This window comes from Devosia sp. 1566 (assembly GCF_004005995.1).
Lineage (GTDB): Bacteria > Pseudomonadota > Alphaproteobacteria > Rhizobiales > Devosiaceae > Devosia.
Genome location: NZ_CP034767.1, coordinates 1,210,262 through 1,229,267 on the forward strand (window position 1 = coordinate 1,210,262; position 19,006 = coordinate 1,229,267).

At 63.8% G+C, this 19,006-nt stretch carries 16 protein-coding genes and 1 tRNA gene; 11 read left to right on the forward strand and 6 right to left on the reverse strand.

The window, feature by feature from the left end:
• Positions 1-69 precede the first annotated feature (69 nt).
• From gyrA to map, 9 genes are all read left to right on the forward strand, one after another.
• Positions 70-2,847 (forward strand): DNA gyrase subunit A, encoded by a 2,778-nt coding sequence (gene gyrA, locus ELX51_RS05835; protein WP_282567573.1) that lies wholly within the window; start codon positions 70-72, stop codon positions 2,845-2,847.
• Positions 2,848-2,853: 6 nt separating this feature from the next.
• Entirely contained in the window at positions 2,854-4,068 is a 1,215-nt protein-coding gene (locus tag ELX51_RS05840; protein WP_127752639.1) for an MFS transporter, read from the forward strand.
• A 30-nt stretch (positions 4,069-4,098) separates the two neighbouring features.
• Positions 4,099-4,593 (forward strand): pantetheine-phosphate adenylyltransferase, encoded by a 495-nt coding sequence (gene coaD, locus ELX51_RS05845; protein WP_127752640.1) that lies wholly within the window; start codon positions 4,099-4,101, stop codon positions 4,591-4,593.
• The gene (locus ELX51_RS05850; RefSeq protein WP_127752641.1) at positions 4,590-5,159 is read left to right on the forward strand and encodes a peptidylprolyl isomerase; all 570 of its coding nucleotides are present in this window, start codon (positions 4,590-4,592) and stop codon (positions 5,157-5,159) included. Before coaD ends, ELX51_RS05850 begins: the two co-directional genes overlap by 4 nt.
• Positions 5,160-5,331: 172 nt before the next feature.
• The gene (locus tag ELX51_RS05855; RefSeq protein WP_127752642.1) at positions 5,332-5,811 is read left to right on the forward strand and encodes a peptidylprolyl isomerase; all 480 of its coding nucleotides are present in this window, start codon (positions 5,332-5,334) and stop codon (positions 5,809-5,811) included.
• Positions 5,812-6,485: 674 nt separating this feature from the next.
• A complete protein-coding gene (queA, locus tag ELX51_RS05860; protein ID WP_127752643.1) occupies positions 6,486-7,547 on the forward strand; it encodes a tRNA preQ1(34) S-adenosylmethionine ribosyltransferase-isomerase QueA in 1,062 nt (353 codons plus the stop codon).
• 209 nt (positions 7,548-7,756) lie between these two features.
• Positions 7,757-8,884, forward strand: a complete 1,128-nt coding sequence (gene tgt, locus ELX51_RS05865) for a tRNA guanosine(34) transglycosylase Tgt (protein ID WP_127752644.1) — start codon at positions 7,757-7,759, stop codon at positions 8,882-8,884.
• 22 nt (positions 8,885-8,906) lie between these two features.
• Positions 8,907-10,556 (forward strand): glucose-6-phosphate isomerase, encoded by a 1,650-nt coding sequence (gene pgi, locus ELX51_RS05870; protein ID WP_127752645.1) that lies wholly within the window; start codon positions 8,907-8,909, stop codon positions 10,554-10,556.
• Positions 10,553-11,308: a type I methionyl aminopeptidase gene (map, locus tag ELX51_RS05875; RefSeq protein ID WP_127752646.1), complete on the forward strand. Its 756-nt coding sequence runs from the start codon at positions 10,553-10,555 to the stop codon at positions 11,306-11,308. Before pgi ends, map begins: the two co-directional genes overlap by 4 nt.
• A gap of 2 nt (positions 11,309-11,310) precedes the next feature.
• Here map and ELX51_RS05880 read toward each other — a convergent pair whose 3' ends face one another.
• From ELX51_RS05880 to ELX51_RS05895, 5 genes are all read right to left on the reverse strand, one after another.
• Entirely contained in the window at positions 11,311-11,838 is a 528-nt protein-coding gene (locus ELX51_RS05880) for a hypothetical protein (protein WP_127752647.1), read from the reverse strand.
• 110 nt (positions 11,839-11,948) lie between these two features.
• Positions 11,949-12,119 carry a hypothetical protein gene (locus tag ELX51_RS19985; protein ID WP_164854774.1) on the reverse strand — a complete coding sequence of 57 codons (171 nt, stop codon included), beginning with the start codon at positions 12,117-12,119 and terminating at the stop codon, positions 11,949-11,951.
• An 84-nt stretch (positions 12,120-12,203) separates the two neighbouring features.
• Entirely contained in the window at positions 12,204-12,431 is a 228-nt protein-coding gene (locus tag ELX51_RS05885) for a hypothetical protein (RefSeq protein ID WP_127755187.1), read from the reverse strand.
• Positions 12,432-12,551: 120 nt separating this feature from the next.
• A tRNA-Lys gene (locus tag ELX51_RS05890) sits at positions 12,552-12,626 on the reverse strand.
• A gap of 68 nt (positions 12,627-12,694) precedes the next feature.
• Complete coding sequence (locus ELX51_RS05895) at positions 12,695-13,471, reverse strand: hypothetical protein (RefSeq protein WP_127752648.1); 777 nt, start codon at positions 13,469-13,471, stop codon at positions 12,695-12,697.
• Positions 13,472-13,610: 139 nt separating this feature from the next.
• On the opposite strand from ELX51_RS05895, the gene glmU reads away from it, so the two are divergent.
• A complete protein-coding gene (gene glmU, locus ELX51_RS05900) occupies positions 13,611-14,963 on the forward strand; it encodes a bifunctional UDP-N-acetylglucosamine diphosphorylase/glucosamine-1-phosphate N-acetyltransferase GlmU (protein WP_127752649.1) in 1,353 nt (450 codons plus the stop codon).
• A 1-nt stretch (position 14,964) separates the two neighbouring features.
• On the forward strand, positions 14,965-16,791 hold the full coding sequence (glmS, locus tag ELX51_RS05905) for a glutamine--fructose-6-phosphate transaminase (isomerizing) (protein ID WP_127752650.1): 1,827 nt from the start codon (positions 14,965-14,967) through the stop codon (positions 16,789-16,791).
• Positions 16,792-16,793: 2 nt separating this feature from the next.
• On the opposite strand, the gene recG is transcribed toward glmS, so the two are convergent.
• Positions 16,794-18,902, reverse strand: coding sequence for an ATP-dependent DNA helicase RecG (gene recG, locus ELX51_RS05910; RefSeq protein WP_127752651.1), 2,109 nt, complete (start codon positions 18,900-18,902; stop codon positions 16,794-16,796).
• Between the last annotated feature and the right edge of the window lie 104 nt (positions 18,903-19,006).

The window sequence follows — 19,006 nt, forward strand, 5'->3', positions numbered from 1 at the left end:
CGCCACGATTGGTAATTTCGCGCGAAATCACCTATTTACTACTCAGCTGAATCAACCCGAATCGATACCGTGACCGATACGCCCGACACCGGAACCGGCGCGCCCCCGCCCTCCGACGATATCGCCCTCATCTCCATCACCGACGAGATGCGCAAATCCTATCTCGATTACGCCATGAGCGTGATCGTGAGTCGGGCCTTGCCCGACGTGCGCGACGGCCTCAAGCCCGTGCACCGGCGCATCCTGTTCTCGATGAGCGAGAATGGCTACGAGTGGAACAAGCCCTATCGTAAGTCCGCCCGCGTGGTCGGCGACGTTATCGGTAAATACCACCCGCACGGCGATCAGTCGGTTTACATGGCGCTGGTGCGCATGGCCCAGGATTTCTCCATGGGCCAGCTGCTGGTGGAAGGGCAGGGCAATTTCGGCTCGGTCGACGGCGATATGCCCGCCGCAATGCGTTACACCGAAGTGCGCATGCAGCGCATCACCAACAGCATGCTCGACGATCTCGACAAGGATACCGTCGATTTCCGCGACAACTATGACGGCTCCGAGCGCGAGCCTTCCGTGCTTCCGGCCCGCTTCCCCAATATGCTGGTCAATGGCGGCGGCGGTATTGCGGTGGGCATGGCCACCAATATCCCGACGCACAACCTAGCCGAAACCATCAACGCCGCGCTGATCCTGCTCGACAATGGCGAAGCCACGGTCGACGACCTGCTCGAAGTTCTGCCCGGCCCCGATTTCCCGACCGGCGGCATCATCCTTGGCCGCGCCGGCATTCGCGCCGCCTATGAAACGGGCCGCGGCTCGGTTCTGGTGCGCGGGCGGGTTGCCATCGAGGAAGTGCGCAAGGAACGCGAAGCCATCATCATCACCGAGTTGCCCTATCAGGTGAACAAGGCGACGCTGGTGGAAAAGATCGCCGAACTCGTGCGCGACAAGCGCATCGAAGGCATCTCCGACATGCGCGACGAATCCAGCCGCGAAGGCATGCGCGTCGTGGTCGAGATCAAGCGCGACGCGCTGCCTGACGTCGTGCTCAACCAGCTCTACCGTTACACCCAGCTGCAATCCTCCTTCGGCTGCAACTTCGTGGCGCTCAATGGCGGCAAGCCGCAGCTGATGACCCTCAAGGAAATCCTTGAGGCCTTTATCGCCTTCCGCCATGAAGTCGTGACGCGCCGCGCCCGGTTCCTCCTCAACAAGGCCCGTGACCGCGCCCATATCCTGGTTGGCCTGGCCGTCGCCGTCGCCAATATCGACGAAGTCATCGCCCTGATCCGCACGGCGCCCGATCCCGCGACCGCGCGCGAGCAGTTGATGACCCGCCGCTGGCCGGCTGCCGATGTAGCCCCGCTCATCGCGCTGATCGATGATCCACGCCACCGCATCAACGAGGACGGCACCTTCAACCTCTCCGAGGAACAGGCCCGCGCCATCCTCGAGCTGCGCCTCGCCCGCCTCACCGCCCTTGGCCGCGACGAAATCGGCGAAGAACTCAACGGCCTTGGCGCCGAGATCAGCGATTACCTCGATATCCTGCGCTCGCGCGAGCGCGTGATCGACATCATCCGCGACGAACTGGTTGCCATCCGCGACCAGTTTGGCACCCCCCGCCGCACCGAAATCGCCGACAGCCTCGCCGATTTCGACGACGAGGACCTGATCGCGCGCGAAGACATGGTCGTCACCGTTTCCCATGGCGGCTACATCAAGCGCGTGCCGCTTTCGACCTACCGGGCGCAGCGCCGCGGCGGCAAGGGCCGCTCGGGTATGCAGACCCGCGACGAGGATTTCGTTTCGCGCCTCTTTGTCGCCAGCACCCACACTCCGGTGCTGTTCTTCACCTCGCGCGGCATCGCCTACAAGCTCAAGGTCTGGCGCCTGCCGCTCGCAGCCGCCAATGCCCGCGGCAAGGCGCTGATCAACATCCTGCCGCTCGAGCAGGGCGAACGCGTCACCTCCATCCTGCCGCTGCCCGAGGACGAGGCCACCTGGTCCGATCTCGACATCATGTTCGCGACCTCGCGCGGCACGGTGCGCCGCAATTCGCTGGCCGATTTCACCTCGGTCAACCGCAACGGCAAGATCGCCATGAAGCTCGACGAGGGCGATCGCATCGTTTCCGTCGAAACGGCCAGCGCCACCGACGACATCATGCTCACCACCGCACTGGGCCGGGCCATCCGCTTCGGCATCAACGATGTGCGTGTGTTCAAGGGTCGCGACTCCACCGGCGTGCGCGGCGTGCAGCTGGGCGAGGGGGATACCGTTATCTCCATGTCGATCCTCCGGCACTTCGAGGCCACCCCGGCCGAGCGCAACACCTTCATCAAGCAATACGGCGCCAATCGCCGTGCCGCGACCGGTGAAGAGGCCGAGGTCGAGCTCACCGGCAGCGAGGACAGCGAAGAGGATGTGGGCGTCACCGCACTGTCCGTCGAGCGCTATGCGGAAATGGACGCCGCCCAGCAGTTCGTCCTCACCGTCAACGAAAAGGGCTTCGGCAAGATCTCGTCTTCCTACGATTTCCGCCTGTCCAACCGCGGCGGCAAGGGCATCCGCGCTACCGACCAAAGCAAGCTCGACGAGATCGGCCATCTCGTTGCGTCCTTCCCAGTGGAGGAAAGCGATCAGCTCATGCTCGTGTCCGATCGCGGTCAACTGATCCGCGTCCCGGTCGACGGCATCCGCTTCTCGAGCCGCGCCTCCAAGGGCGTGCGCATCTTCTCGACCGGCGCGGGTGAAAAGGTCGTTTCCGTGGAACGCATCAGCGAGCCCGAAGGCGACGACCCCGGCGAAGTCGACGGCAGCGACGCCATCGCCCCCTCGGGCGAATAACCAAACATGCGGGCAGCGCCGGGGTATCGAACACTCCTGGCGCTGCCTGCCCCCCGCTGGCTGGCGCTCGCGAGCCTGCCTGCCGACTTCGCCGACTGGCTCGATTACGCCGCAGTGGTGGCGCTCCTCGTCTTTACCTGGCAGCAAGGCCCACTCGCACTCGCCCTTTTTGCGCTTTGCCTGGCGCTCCCCTATCTCACTGCCGGGCCGGTGCTGGCCATCTATGTGGATCGCCTGCCGCTCCGGCGCGTCTTGTTCTGGAGCAATCTCGCCCGCGCCCTCGCCACCTCAGCCCTCCTGATCGCCCCGAACACGGCAGTTGTGCTCCTTTTGGTCTTCGTCCGCGGCTGCATCGACTCTGCCTTCAATCCCGCCCGCCAGTCCGCCATTCAGGCCTCCACCCCGGCCGACCTCCTGCCGCATGCCAATGCCCTCCACCACGCCATCAACCAGGGCTCCAAGATCCTCGGGCCGGCCTTGGGCGGGCTCTTGCTGACTGCGCTCTCGCCCCAGGGCGTCTTTGCCGTCAATGCCGGCTTCTCACTTCTTGCCGCGCTTCTCGTGCTCCCGCTGCAACTCGCCTCGCGCCAGCCCACCACCACCCCGGAACGCTTCTCGGTGGCGCTCCTCGCCGGAGTCAGCGAGTTCGGCCGCAGCCGCCTCTTGCTGACCGCCTTGGTGTTCTCCGCCATCGCGTTCTTCGCGTTCTTTCTCTACGACACCTTTATTGCCCTGCTGCTCGATGATCTCGGTTATGGACCATCCGCCCTGGGTTTCTCGCTGGCTTGTTCCGGCCTTGGCGGGTTGTTGGGGGCCGTGCTGGCCGCCCGGATGCCTCCGGAGAACCCGCTCGCCAGCATGATCAGCGGCGCGCTCATAGCTGGGCTGGCGGTCGGTGCGCTCGGCCTTGGCGCCGCGCTCGAACTGGGCCTGCCGCTCCCGGCTTACCTCGCGCTGATGGCGGTTATGGGCGGCTCCACGGCTTTCATGCTCGTGCCCTATCGCACGATCATCCAGACTGAAACTCCGCCCGACCGCATCGCCCGCGTGTCGGCCGCGGGTGAGGCCGTTACCACCGCCATCATGCTGTCCGGGCCATTTGTCGGCAGCTTCATCGCCACCCTTTGGGGCAACGCCGCTGCGTTTATTGCCGGCGCCTGCGTGCTGCTTCTGCTCGCCTTTGCCGGCCTCGTCATTCTTGCACTCCGCCCCCGCCCGTGACACAAACCCCAAAACTGCGCGGAGGGGCACATGAGCAGGCTGGTAGGGTTTTATCCCGGATCGTTCGACCCGGTGACCAATGGCCATCTCGATGTGATCGAGCGCGCCTGCAAGCTGGTGGATACCCTGGTTGTCGCCGTTGGCATCAATCCGGGCAAGAAGTCGCCGCTCTTTGCCCATGCCGACCGACTGGCCTTGCTCAACCAGGTGCTCGCGCCCATCGGCAAGCGCACCGATACCGAGTTTCGTGTCGTTGATTTCTCCGGCCTCATGGTCAATGCCGCCCGCGAACACGGCGCCAAGCTCATCATCCGCGGCCTGCGCGACACCACCGACTACAATTACGAGATGCAGATGGTGGGCATGAACGCCCAGATGGCGCCCGATCTGCAGACCGTCTTCCTGCCTTCCAGCCCGCCCGTGCGGCACATCTCGGCCACATTGGTGCGGCAAATTGCCGAAATGGGCGGCGATATCGCCGCCTTTGTTCCTCCCATTGTGCTCAAGGCTCTGCAATCCAGATGACCAATGCTTTTCGCCCGACTCGCCGCCTGTTCAGCGCCCTGGCGCTTGCCACTCTCGCCTTCGGCGCGGCTCCCGCCTTTGCCCAGGAAACGCCCAGCGGCACCCCGCACCTGCTGCTGACGCTTGAAGATGGCGTGGTCGATATCGAACTGCTGCCCGAGATTGCGCCCAAGCATGTCGAGCGCGTGGTCACCCTGACCAATGAGGGCTTCTACAATGGCCTCGTCTTTCACCGCGTGATCGAGGGCTTCATGGCCCAGACCGGCGATCCCACCGGCACCGGCATGGGCGGCTCGGAACTGCCCGACGTCGAAGCCGAGTTCAACAGCGAAAGCTTTGGCCGCGGCGTTGTGGGTGCTGCCCGCTCGCAGAACCCCAATTCCTTCAATTCCCAGTTCTTCATCACCACCGGCGATGCCTCGTTCCTTGACGGGCAATACACCGTGTTCGGCAAGGTCGTTTCCGGCATGGAAGCCGTGGACGCCCTCGAAAAAGGCCCAAAGTCGGCCAATGGCCAGGTCGAGAACCCCGACAAGATCGTCGAAGCCAAGATCGAATATAAGTAACTCGAACCGGGCTGCCCCTTCGGGCCTCCACGCACGCGATGTCATCCCGGCCTCGAGCCGGGATCCATCCTGAGACCCATCACCACGGCAGCGCCGCGTGAACCGTCAGGCGGTTGCACCCGCCGCCCAATGCCCTTACATCCCGCCCCATCAATCAACGAAAGCGAAAACCATGGCCGATTACGCCGATCCCGAAAACACCCTCGTCATTGACACCACCAAGGGCGAAGTCGTTATCCAGATGCGCCCGGACCTCGCCCCCAACCACGTCGCCCACATCAAGAAGCTGGCGCGTGAAGGCTTTTACGACGGCATCGTCTTCCACCGCGTGATCGAGGGCTTCATGGCTCAGACCGGCTGCCCCCGCGGCACCGGCACCGGCGGCTCCAAGTACCCGGACCTTAAGCAGGAATTCAACAACGAGCCCCACGTCCGCGGCACCGTTTCCATGGCCCGCGCCCAAAGCCCTGACAGCGCCAATTCGCAGTTCTTCATCTGCTTTGACGACGCGTCCTTCCTCAACAAGCAATACACCGTCTGGGGCCAGGTCATTTCCGGCATGGAAAACGTCGACCAGATCAAGCGCGGCGAACCCGTCCAGAACCCCGACAAGATGAACTCCGTCAAAGTCGCCGCCGACATCGCCGCCTAAGCATTTTTCTTGACCAACTTCCACGGGCGCCCCACCAGGGCGCCCGTTTTGTGTCTGCAGCCTCGCTTCCAGCCCCAAGTACCACCCTCGGTGCTCTTGCCTCCCTCCCCCTTATGGGGAGGGCCGGGGAGGGGGTCGCCGTGCTGTTGCCCCGATCCCTCTGATGCCGATAGCCGCACAAGCACCTATCTCAGCGCCATCGTCTCCCTCCCCCTTGAGGGGAGGGATCAAGGGTGGGGGTTCAGGCCGTGCCGCAAGCTCGGTGTTGAGGTTTGCTCCAGGACAAAAAGAAAGTTCCAAACCCACCACACTCAGCGCTGTGTCCTCCCTCCGTCTTGAGGGGAGGGCCGGGGAGGGCGCCGCCGTGCTGTTGCACCGATCCCTCTGATGCCGATAGCTGCACAAGCACCTATCTCAGTGCCGTCGTCTCCCTCCCCCTTGAGGGGAGGGATCAAGGGTGGGGGTTCAGGCCGTGCGGCAAGTTCGGTGTTGAGGTTTGCCCCATCACAAACAGGACGTTCCCCCACCCACCACCCTCAGTGCTCATTCTCCCTCCCCCTTGAGGGGAGGGATGGAGGGTGGGGTGCCGGCCGTCCCGCGAACCGGGTTCCTGTGGCACCCCCGCGACGCCCAACACCCTTCCGCCCCCCCCACCCCCATGCTAATCCCCCCGCATGCGCGTTTCCGATTTTGATTTCGAGCTCCCCGAAAGCTCCATCGCCCTCCACCCAGCCGAACCCCGCGACTCCGCGCGCCTGCTGGTCGTGGACCCGCAGCACGGCCTTTCCGACCGCCACATCCCCGATCTGCTTAACCTCCTCCACCCCGGCGATGTTCTCGTCGTCAACGACACCCGCGTCCTGCCGGCCGAACTGCGCGGCACCCGCATCCGCGGCGACAACCGCGCCTCCGTCTCCTTCAACCTCCACAAGCGCGACGATGCCAGCACCTGGCGCGCCTTCGCCCGCCCCGCCAAGCGCCTCGCCCTCGGCGACCAGCTCGAGCTGGGCAATGGCCAAACCGAGCCGCTCCGCGCCACCGTTGCGGGCAAGGGCGATGGCGGCGAAATCATCCTCCGCTTCGCCCTCAGTGGCGCTCAGCTCGATGAAGCGATCAAGTCCCATGGCGCCATGCCGCTGCCCCCCTATATCGGGGCCAAGCGCGCGCTCGAGGAGCGCGACAAGACCGACTACCAGACCGTTTATGCCGCCGAAGACGGTGCCGTGGCGGCTCCCACCGCCGGGCTCCATTTCACCCAGGACCTGCTCGACCGCCTTGAGGCCAAGGGCGTCACCATCGAGCGCGTGACCCTTCATGTCGGCGCCGGCACCTTCCTGCCCATGAAGGCGGAAGACACCGAAGACCATGTGATGCATGCCGAATGGGGCGAGATCGACGCCCCGACCGTCGAGCGCATCCTTGCCGCCAAGCGCGCCGGCGGCCGCGTGGTCGCCGTGGGCACCACAAGCCTGCGCCTCCTTGAGTCAGCCGCCCGCCCCACCGGCACGCTCGCCCCCTTTGTGGGCGATACCGACATCTTCATCACCCCGGGCTTTCAGTTCCGCTGCGTCGATCTGCTGATGACCAATTTCCACCTGCCCAAATCGACCCTCTTCATGCTGGTCAGCGCCTTTAGCGGGCTCGACACCATGCAGGCCGCCTATCGCCACGCCATCGACACCGGCTATCGCTTTTATTCCTACGGCGACTCATCGCTGCTGCTGCGAGCGCAATAGTGCTCGCCCGAGTTCCACGCCCCTCTTGCTGCAGGCTCGACCAGAATTAGCGCCTCACCCTAAGGGCAATCGGGAATTTCGAACCCCTTGCTCTTCAGCTTCCGTAGCCCTCATGGTGAGGCGGGAGCGCAGCGACCCTCGAACCACGAGGGCGTGGCACGACGACGGGCTCTTCCCACTCGCAGTTCAACCCACTACAACCCAGCGCCATGAAACAGGTCACCTTCACCCTTGCTGCCACCGACGGCGCCGCCCGCCGGGGCCGCATCGATACGCCCCGCGGCGATATCCAGACGCCCGCCTTCATGCCCGTGGGCACGGTCGGCACCGTCAAGGCCATGTATCCCGACCAGGTGCGGGAAACCGGCGCTGATATTCTCCTCGGCAACACCTATCACCTGATGCTGCGCCCCGGCGCCGAGCGCGTCGCGGCGCTGGGTGGCCTGCACGACTTCATGGATTGGCAGCGCCCCATCCTCACCGATAGCGGTGGCTTTCAGGTCATGTCGCTGGCCCAGCTGCGCAAGCTGACCGAACAGGGCGTCACCTTCAAATCCCATATCGATGGCTCCGCCCACCAGCTCACCCCCGAGCGCTCGATCGAGATCCAGACGCTCCTCGACAGCGACATCATCATGCAGCTCGACGAGTGCATTGCGCTCCCCGCCGAGTACAAGGAGATGGAGCGCGCCATGGAGCTGTCCCTGCGCTGGGCCGACCGCTCCAAGACCGCCTTCAATAATCAGGCCAATCGCGCCCTCTTCGGCATCGTTCAGGGCGGCGATTCCGCCGAACTCCGCGCCCGCTCCGCCGCCGGCCTCCGCAGCATCGGCTTTGATGGCTATGCCGTCGGCGGCCTCGCCGTCGGCGAGCCGCAGGAAGTGATGTTCCGCGTCCTCGACGAAATCACCCCCGAACTGCCCACCGACCGTCCACGCTATCTGATGGGCGTCGGCAAGCCCGACGACATCCTGGGCGCCATCGGCCGGGGCATCGACATGTTCGATTGCGTCCACCCCACCCGCGCCGGCCGCCACGGCCATGTCTACACGCGCTTTGGCGTCATCAACCTCAAGAACGCGCGCCACAAGGATGACCCTCGTCCCATCGACGAGCAGTCTCCCAACCGCAATTGCCGCCGCTGGAGCAGAGCCTATCTTCACCATCTGGTGCGGACGGAGGAAATTTTGGGGGCCATGATCCTTTCGCAGATCAATCTGGCCTACTATCAAGAACTGGTGAGTGGTGCTCGCGTGGCAATCGAGGCGGGTCGGTTCGCCGATTTTGCCGCCGAAACTCGCGCTGCTTGGGCGGCGGGCGATCTGCCGGTTATTTGACGTTCAGAAAGGGTTCATTTTCATGGCGAAATCAGGGCGCAAGGCCAGCTTCACCGACCTCGGCAAGCATCGCAAGCGGCTTGAAACCCAGCCCATGCGGCTGCAATTCGCCGAGGATCCCAACCGCTTTGAGCGCTTTTCCGCCCGTGCGGGCGACCTGCTGCTCGACTACAGCAAGAACCGCATCGACGAAGAAGCCATGGCCGCGCTCTTCGACCTCGCCCGCGCCGCAGGCCTCGAAGAGCGCCGCACCCAGATGTGCGAGGGCGAGCATATCAACCTCACTGAGAACCGCGCGGTCATGCACATGGCCCTGCGATATCAAGGGGACAGGCCTGTTCCTGTCGATGGCAAGGACGTCATGCCGGACGTGCGCGCAGTGCTTGCGGCCATCAAGACCTACACCGACGCCATCCGCTCCGGCGAGATCCGCAGCCATACCGGCGAGCAATTCACCGATGTCGTCAATATCGGTATCGGCGGCTCCGACCTCGGCCCCGCCATGGTGACCCTCGCGCTCGAGCCCTATACCCGTCCCGACTTGCGCGCGCACTACGTCTCCAATGTCGATGGCGCCCATATTCACGACACGCTCAAGCGCCTCAACCCGGGGACAACGCTTTTTATCGTTGCCTCCAAGACCTTTACCACCGACGAGACCATGACCAATGCAGGCTCCGCCCGCAAATGGCTGGCCGAATCGCTGGGCGAGGAAGCCGTCCCCAGCCACTTCGCCGCCGTTTCCACCAACATCCCCGCCTGCGCCGCCTTCGGCATCCAAGAGGATCGCATCTTTGGTTTCTGGGACTGGGTCGGCGGTCGTTATTCCGTCTGGTCGGCCATCGGCCTACCGATCGCCCTTGCCGTCGGTTACGACCATTTCTCCGCGTTCCTGAGCGGTGCCGACGCCATGGACCAGCACTTCCTCTCCGCCCCACTTGAGAAAAACCTGCCTGTTATCATGGGTTTGCTGGGTGTTTGGTACCGCAATGTCTGGGGCTTCTCCACTCACGCCGTCTTGCCCTATGACCAGCGCCTGTCGCGGTTTCCCGCGTATCTGCAGCAGCAGGACATGGAATCCAACGGCAAATCGGTGACCCTGAGCGGCAAGCCCGTGGCGTGGTCCACCGGCCCCATCGTTTGGGGTGAGCCGGGCACCAATGGCCAGCACGCCTTTTACCAGCTGATCCACCAAGGCACCGATGTCGTGCCCGCCGACTTCCTCGTTGCTGCCCGCCCACACGAGTCCATGCCGCCCCACCACGCCAAGCTCGTGGCCAATGTGCTGGCGCAGTCCGAAGCGCTGATGCTGGGCAAGACCGAAGAAGAGGTTGTGGCTGAACTCAAGGCACAGGGCCTCGACAAAAAAGCGATCAAATCTTTGGCTCCGCACAAGATTTTCCCGGGCAACCGGCCATCCAACACCTTGTTTTATCCCCAGCTCACCCCCGAAATGTTGGGCTCGCTCGTCGCTCTTTACGAGCACAAGGTCTTCACCCAAGGTGTGATCTGGAACGTCAACTCCTATGACCAGTGGGGCGTCGAGCTTGGCAAGCAACTCGCCAAGGCGCTGTTGCCCAAGGTTGAAGGCACTGCCGGCGCCGACGGGCATGACAGCTCCACCCAGGGCCTGCTCGCCTATTTCCATGCCAACAAGGGTGGATCGGCATGACCGTCAGCACCGAAGAGCAGCTGCAAGCCCTCAAGGAAATCGGCCGCATCTGTGCAATCACCCGCGACGCAATGAGCTCGGCCATGCGGCCGGGCATGACCACGGCCGAGCTGGACGACATCGGCCGCGCCGTTCTCACTGAGCATGGCGCGCGCTCGGCACCCGAGATCACCTATGAGTTCCCCGGCGCCACTTGCATTTCCGTCAACGAGGAAATCGCCCACGGCATCCCCGGCACGCGCGTCCTGCGGGAGGGCGACCTCGTCAATATCGACGTCTCGGCCGAAAAGAACGGCGTTTTTGCCGATACTGGCGCGTCCTTCGTGCTGGGCAAGGGGGACGCCCGGCTCGATGCCCTTTGCCGCGACGGCAAGAAGGCGATGTGGGCCGGCATCCGCACCGTCAAGCCCGGCGCCGGGTTCAACGAGATCGGCAATGCCATCGGCAAGTTCGCGAAGAAAGGCGGCTACACCCTGATCCGCAATCTCGCCAGCCACGGCGTGGGTGATAGCCTGCACGACGAACCCGGTGAAATCGCCACCTGGCCGGACCGCTCCGAACGCCGCCGCATCACCAATGGCTTGGTGTTCACCATCGAGCCTTTCCTGTCGCTCGGTGGCCGCTGGGCGGAGCAGAAATCCGAAGACGACGAATGGACGCTGGTCAGCAAACCGTCGGCCCCCTGCGTGCAATATGAGCATACAGTGGTAGCCACGCCCCGCGGTGCGCTGGTGGTGACGCTGGCCGCCTAAGCCTATACGGCGTTCAGGATCATCGGGGCAGCGAGGATAGCAGCAATTGCCACCAGAAACCGCAGATTGCCCAGCGCTCGCAGCGACGCCATGCTGAGAATTGTCGACAGCGCGGCGAATGCAGCTAGCGCAATCGCCATTGGCAGTAGCCCAGCTGTGGATATCGCCGCGCCGTCCGTGAGTTGCTCATAGGCCGTCTGCCCGGCCCAGCAACCAAGCAGGGCCACGATCAGCACCGTCATGGCCTTCGCCGCGATCAAAAGGGCCAGATCGATCGTCTGGCTCGCCAGCAACAGGGCCACGCCGCTGGCACTGACATGGGCCGCGACCAGGATCACGAACAACCGCGGATCCGCCAGCAGCGGCACCATTCCAGGAGGAGACGCGAGGGGCAGGTTGCCGATGAGTGACAGGTCGCCGCCGTAGCGCCTCAGCAGCAGGATGACATACAGCATGACCAAGGTGCCGACGGCGAAAACAAGCGCCGTCGCCACCCAGACTTTGATCAGTTCGATATTTTCCTGCGACACGGAGAAGTCCGGCTGATGGAGGGATGCTGATCGAAGTGCCGATCAATACCCGCCCAGCTCTAGCAGCCGAATCTCACCGCGAGGTAAAGCGCGGCTCTGGTAGGCTGCCGCTACTGGCCACCCGGATTGGAGGGGCCTTCGGATTCGCCGGCTTCGACATTTTCGAGTTCAGTATTTCCCGCGCCGCCGCTGGGAGCCTGGTTCACACCGGTAAACACCAATGTTGCCACCGCAATGATAACCACAACAACAATGATCGCCCCGATCACACGCCTGTTCATGCACATGCCTTTCTGCTTGTTGTCGACACAACGGGAAACGAGCGTTCAAGTTTCCTGCGCCGCAAATCAAGGCTGCCAAAACACTTAGCCTTCAAGCAACCCCGGGGGCAGGGTGCCGAGCCGAACCAGCACGCGGGGCTCGTCATAGGTGTCGGTTTCGATGTCGACTTCCTGGGAAAACGCAATGACCCCAGCGCGTGAAGGGGCCAGCCGTTCGGCTGTCAACAAGGCCTTGTCCCCGCTCTTGACCTGCTGCACCGGCTCGGCCACGAGCTTTTTGCCGACCTGCTTGAACGCCTGCACCAGATACATCGTCGCCACGCACGCCTCCGTTCAATGAGCACGTCCACGCGCGCCAAACACATTGCGCCTAGCCCTTCGGCTCTGCACACCGAGCTTAACTCAGCATATAAGTGACGTGGATAAGAAAGATGGTATGCCGGGAGGGGGTCGAACCCTCGACCATTCGATTAAAAGTCGAATGCTCTACCACTGAGCTACCGGCACAAACCAAAGGGGACGCCTTGCGGCGTTGCGGCGGAACATAGTCAGTGGCTGCCCGCTGTCAACCGCAATCACAAACCTGTACCGCGATATGGTGCCGGTGAACAGGCAATGGATACCTGTTGCAGACGAGCGCACAGCGCTGCTGCCTCGCCTTCTTCGCCCATCGGACCCGCAATGATGCGCTCCTGTTCGCTCCCCGCTTGCTGTCCCAGCAGCGGAACAAGGCCGAGCAACAGCGGTCCCACCTTATCTTGCAGTTCGCGCCAGGCGGCGTTTGCTTCGGCAGGCGCGATCGCATCCCCCACAGCCACGCCGAACGCCGACCCCTCGCCCGTGGCGGCTTGCTGGACGCCGAGCCGCTCCGGCAAGGGTTGGTTGGGCGATAAACTCGGCAGCGCCGGGAGCGGGGTTCGCCGGATGCGCACTGAGCCGCCTTGGGCTTCCTCTACAACGCTTCCATCCTCCCCTACCGAGGCCGTGACCGCCTCGCGATCAATGCCCAATCCTGCCGGCAGAGCTTCGAGGAGATTGGGCACGCTGACCTCAAGTGCCCCAACGCGCTGAACTGTTTGGCGGCCCGCTTGCTCTTGCAGGGCAAAGCGGTTCAACAGCGTTCCATTGTCGCGGCGCAGCCGCACGGTCTCGGAATTGAGCTCAGCAACCTGGTCCTGCAACTGCTCGAGACTGGCGCCCTCAAGCCGCGATTTATGCAGGCCGTTGAGCACGCTAGGGGGCAACAGGGCCGACACATTCGCGGCCAATACGGCCAGGGCGCTGCACACCAGGGCTATGATAGCCCAGCGTGTTACGTCCGATTGCCGAAAATGCCCGGAAGGGTTAGCCACTTCAGCCCTCTTGCCGCCCGCCGAATCGCGCGGTTAATGGAGCTTAGCACTGCGGCGTTGTTATCGCTTCGCCAACGCTTGCCTGCCATAATTTCCTGCCAACGCGTGTTCCCAACAACGCGGTCCGGAGAAGACGATCATGACTGAACTGCTTTCGATCATTCTTGCGGCGGGCGAGGGGACCCGAATGCGCTCGGCAATCCCAAAGGTTCTACACCCCGTGGGGGGATTGCCCGTAGTCGGCCATGTGGTGCGCGCCGCCCGTGCGGCCGGATCCCAGCGGATGGCGCTTGTCACCGGGCCGCGACACCAGTCGATCCGCGATGCGGTGTCGCGCATCGATCCTGAAGTCACTCATTTCCAGCAAGACGTGCCCCGGGGTACCGCACACGCCGCCTCAATGGCGCGCGAATTGTTCAACAGCGCCGAAGGCTATGTTGCCGTGGTGTATGGCGACCACCCGCTGTTGCGCGGAGAAAACTTCCGCCTCGTGCTAGATCGCCTTGATGCCGGGCTCGACGTGGCCGTTTTGGGCTTTGAGCCCGCCGACCCCACTGGCTACGGCCGTTTCATCACTGAGGGCGACCAGCTGGTTGCGATCCGCGAGCACAAGGATGCGACGGAAGAAGAGCGCCGCATCGGCCTCTGCAATGCCTGCATCCTGGCGTTCCGGGCTGAAGTGTTCCGCGACCTCATCGACAAGGTCGAGACCAACAATGCCCAGGGTGAGTTCTACCTGACCGATCTCGTAGAGCTGGCCAACAAGGCCGGCAAACGCGTCGGTTTCGGTGTGGCGCCGGAAAACGACGTTATGGGCGTTAATGATCGCCGCCAGTTGGCGCATGCCGAAAAGCTGTTCCAGCAGGTACGCCGCGACGATTTCATGCGCGCCGGCGTGACGCTGCGCGATCCCGACAGCGTCTGGTTCTCCTACGACACCGAGATCGCCCAGGACGTTACGATCTTCCCCAATGTGGTCTTCGGCCCCGGGGTCAAGATCGCCAGCAATGTGGAAATCCGCGCGTTCTGTGACATCGAGGATGCCGTGATTGCCGAGGGCGCCAGCATTGGCCCGTTTGCTCGCATTCGCGGCGGCGCCGAGATCGGGGAAAAGGTTCATCTCGGTAATTTCGTCGAGGTGAAGAAGTCGCGGATCGGCCCAGGCACCAAGGCCGGGCACCTCAGCTATCTCGGGGATGCCGAGATCGGTACGAACACCAATATCGGTGCCGGCACCATCACCTGCAATTATGACGGGGTGAACAAGGACAAGACGGTGATCGGCGACAATGCCTTTATCGGCTCCAACGCCTCCCTGGTGGCCCCCGTCACCATCGGCAATGGCGCCTACACGGCCTCGGGGAGCGTCATCACCGAGGACGTGCCCGCAGAGGCGCTGGCCTTTGGCCGCGCCCGTCAGGAAAACAAGCCCGGCTATGCGCCGCGGCTGCGCGAGCAGGCGCTCGCCAAAAAAGCGGCAAAGGGAAAATAGCATGTGCGGCATTGTCGGCATTGTCGGCAGCGAACCCGTCGCCACCCGGCTCGTGGATGCGCTGAAACGCCTCGAATACCGCGGCTATGACAGCGCCGGCGTCGCCACCCTGGAAGCGGGTGCGATCACCCGGCGGCGAGCGGAAGGCAAGCTTGGCAATCTCGCGCAAAAGCTTGCTTTCGAGCCCCTGGGCGGCCAAATCGGCATCGGCCACACTCGTTGGGCCACCCACGGCGCACCCACCGAGCAAAATGCCCATCCTCATGCGACGGACCGTGTCGCGGTGGTCCACAACGGCATTATCGAGAACTTTCGCGAACTGCTGGCCGATCTCGCCAAGGACGGCTACCTGCCCAAGACCCAGACCGATACGGAATCGGTGGCGCTCTGGACCAGCCGCGAGCTGGACAATGGCGCCGATCCCGAACTGGCCGTAGCCCGCACGCTCAAGCAGCTGCGCGGTGCCTTTGCGCTGGCCTTCCTGTTCAAGGATCGCGACGGCCTGCTGATCGCCGCGCGGCACGGCGCGCCCCTCGCCATCGGCTATGGCACGACCGAAATGTATCTGGGCTCCGACGCCATGGCGCTGGCGCCTTTCACCTCGCGCCTGACTTATCTCGAGGACGGCGATTGGGCCGTGATCACTCCTGAGGGCGTCACCATCCGCGACGGGCGCGACGCCATTGTGCAGCGCGAGCAGCAGATTTCCCAAACTTCTGCGCTCCTGGTCGACAAGGGCAATCACCGCCACTTCATGGCCAAGGAGATCTACGAGCAGCCCGAAACCATCTCCCACACGCTCAGCCACTATGTGGATATGGGCGCCGAAGCGGTCTCCTTGCGCGAAACCCTGCCGTTCAGCTTCGCTGACCTGACCCGCCTCACCATCAGCGCCTGCGGCACGGCTTATCTCGCGGGGGCCGTCGCCAAATACTGGTTCGAGCGCTTTGCCCGCCTGCCGGTCGACATCGATGTGGCGTCCGAGTTCCGCTATCGCGAACCACCGCTGGAGCAGGGCGGGCTCTCCCTCTTCATCTCCCAGTCCGGTGAAACCGCCGACACGCTGGCCGCCTTGCGCTATTGCGCACGTGAGGGCCAGCATGTCGCCTCGCTGGTCAACACGCTCGAATCCACCATCGCGCGGGAATCGGGCGTGGTGTTCCCCATCCTCTGCGGCCCCGAAATCGGCGTGGCTTCCACCAAGGCGCTGACTGCGCAACTGACCGCGCTAGCGAGCCTTGCCATTGCCGCCGGCCGTGCCCGTGGCGTGCTCAGCGCCGAGCGTGAAGCCGAGCTCGTGCGCGCCCTGATCAGCTTGCCTGCCGCCGTCTCGCAGGCCCTGGCTGCCGAAGGGCAGATCAGCGACATTGCCAAGCGTCTCTCCAAGGCCAAGGACGTGCTTTATCTCGGGCGCGGTCCCATGTTCCCTATCGCCATGGAAGGCGCGCTCAAGCTCAAGGAAATCAGCTACATCCACGCCGAAGGTTATGCGGCAGGCGAGCTCAAGCACGGCCCCATTGCCCTGGTTGATGAGGACATGCCGGTGATCGTCGTCGCCCCGTCGGACGAGCTGGTCGACAAGACCCTGAGCAACATGCAGGAAGTAGCGGCCCGCGGCGGCAAGATCATTCTAATCACCGATGCGGAGGGCGCCAAAACTGTCGGTCACGGCGTGGCCGACATCATCGAGATTCCGCATGTCGACGGCTTCGTCGCGCCAATCCTCGCCTGTATTCCCGTGCAACTGCTGGCCTATCACACCGCTGTCTTCATGGGCACCGATGTGGACCAGCCCCGCAACCTCGCCAAGTCGGTGACGGTGGAATAAGGCTAGCCCGCCCGGATCAGCTGGATCGCCTGATCCTTGCGGAACAGGTAGAGCAGGGTGCGCAGTGCCTCGCCGCGCTCACCGACAAGTCCAGGATTGGCCGCCAGCGCCGCCTTGGCATCCTCATGGGCAAAATCCAGCAGGTGGCGGTGCACATCGGGCACCGCCAGGCGATAACCTGGCATGCCTGATTGCCGCGTGCCAAGCACATCGCCTTGCCCCCGCAATTCCAGGTCGCGCTCGGCGATCTCGAACCCGTCTTCCGTGCCCTTGATCGTATCGAGCCGGGCCCGCGCCGTGTCGCTCAGCGGCTCCTTGTAGAGCAAGAGGCACGCCGACCGCTGCGAGCCGCGCCCCACCCGCCCGCGCAGCTGGTGCAATTGTGCCAAGCCGAACCGCTCGGCATGCTCGATGATCATGATGCTGGCATTGGGCACATCGACGCCCACCTCGATCACCGTCGTTGCGATTAGGAGCTTGAGTTCATTGGCGGCAAAGCGGCTCATCACCTCGTCTTTTGCTGCCGCGCTCATGCGGCCATGCACCAGCGCCACCTGATCGCCGAACACCTTGCGCAGCTCGGCAAACCGGTCTTCGGCCGCCACGACCTCGAGATGTTCGCTTTCCTCCACCAGCGGGCAAACCCAGAAGGCCTGTGCCCCTTCGGCTAGTCGCGCCTGGAGCCGTGCCACCACCCGCCCGTAATCCTTGATCGGGAGCACAGCGGTGTCGATCGGCTGCCGCCCCTTGGGCTTTTGCCGCAGCACGCTCGCCGCCATGTCGCCGAAATGGGTGAGCACCAGCGTGCGCGGAATCGGCGTCGCCGTCATCACCAGCAGATCGGTATGCCGACCCTTGTCGGATAGGGCGAGCCGCTGATGCACGCCGAAGCGATGCTGCTCGTCCACCACGGTGAGGCCCAGGTCATGAAACACCACGCCCGACTGGAACAGGGCATGCGTGCCGACGACAATAGTCGTCTCGCCGCTCGCGATCCGGGCGAGGATGGCCCGCCTCTCCCCCGCCGGCATCTTGCCCGTCAGCAGCTCACACCCCAGCCCCGCCGCCTCGCAAAGCGGCTTGAGGGTGCGGAAATGCTGGTTCGCCAGGAGTTCAGTTGGCGCCATCATCGCCGATTGCGCGCCGCTTTCCGCCACCGCCGCCATCGCCATCAGCGCCACCACAGTCTTGCCCGCGCCCACATCCCCCTGCAGCAGCCGCGACATGCGCTCGGGCTTGGCGAGATCGGCACGAATATCCTCGACTGCCAGCTGCTGCCCTTCGGTCAGCGAAAAGGGCAGCGCGGCAGTGACCTTCTCGGTAATCCCGCCGGTGAACTGGCGTGCCACCCCATGCGCGGCGACCATGCTCGAGCGGATCAGTTGCAGCGTCAGTTGCCCCGCGAGATATTCGTCATAAGCCAGCCGCATGCGGGCCGGGGACCACAACTCCGCTTCAGCCGGGTTGGCGGGCAGATGCACCGCGCGCATTGCCTCGCCAAAGCTGGGCCAACGCCGCTCCGCTATGATGGCATCATCGATCCACTCAGGCAGCGCCGGCACTGTTTCCACCACTTGCCGCACCAGCTTGGCCAGCGCTTTGGAGCTCAGCCCATTGGTGAGGGGGTACACCGGCTCGACCAGCGGCAGCGTATCGAACTTGTCGGCTTCCACGATATAATCGGGATGGGTGATCTGCTTTTCGCCGTTGAAAAACCCAATCTGCCCGGAAACGAAGCGCTCCTCACCAACGGGCAGCGCCTTCTCCACCCAGCCGCCTTGGGCGCGAAAGAACACCAGTTGCACGTCCCCGCTCTGGTCGTGGGCAAATACCCGGTGCGGCACATGCGGCTTGCCCCGCGGCGGGGGCTGGTGCCGGTCGATGTGAAGGCGCAAGGTGACGATCTGGTTGAGATAAGCCTCGGCAATACCTACCTGTCGGGAGCGGTCCACGACGCCCGAAGGCATATGCATCAGGATATCGAGCGCAATCGCTTCCTGCCCCTCCGGCGCCCCGAAAAAGCGCGACAACAAAGCCGCCAGCTTGTCGCCGACGCCCTTGATCGCGTGGAGCGAGCGAAACAGTGGATCAAGCGAACTTGGACGGGACAACGGCGAATTCCTGAAACAGCGCGAGGGACGAGTCCTGCTGACAAGCCACCCTATTGACGATAAGAAGCCCGCTCAATCAACCGCAACCAGGATCATGGCGCCCA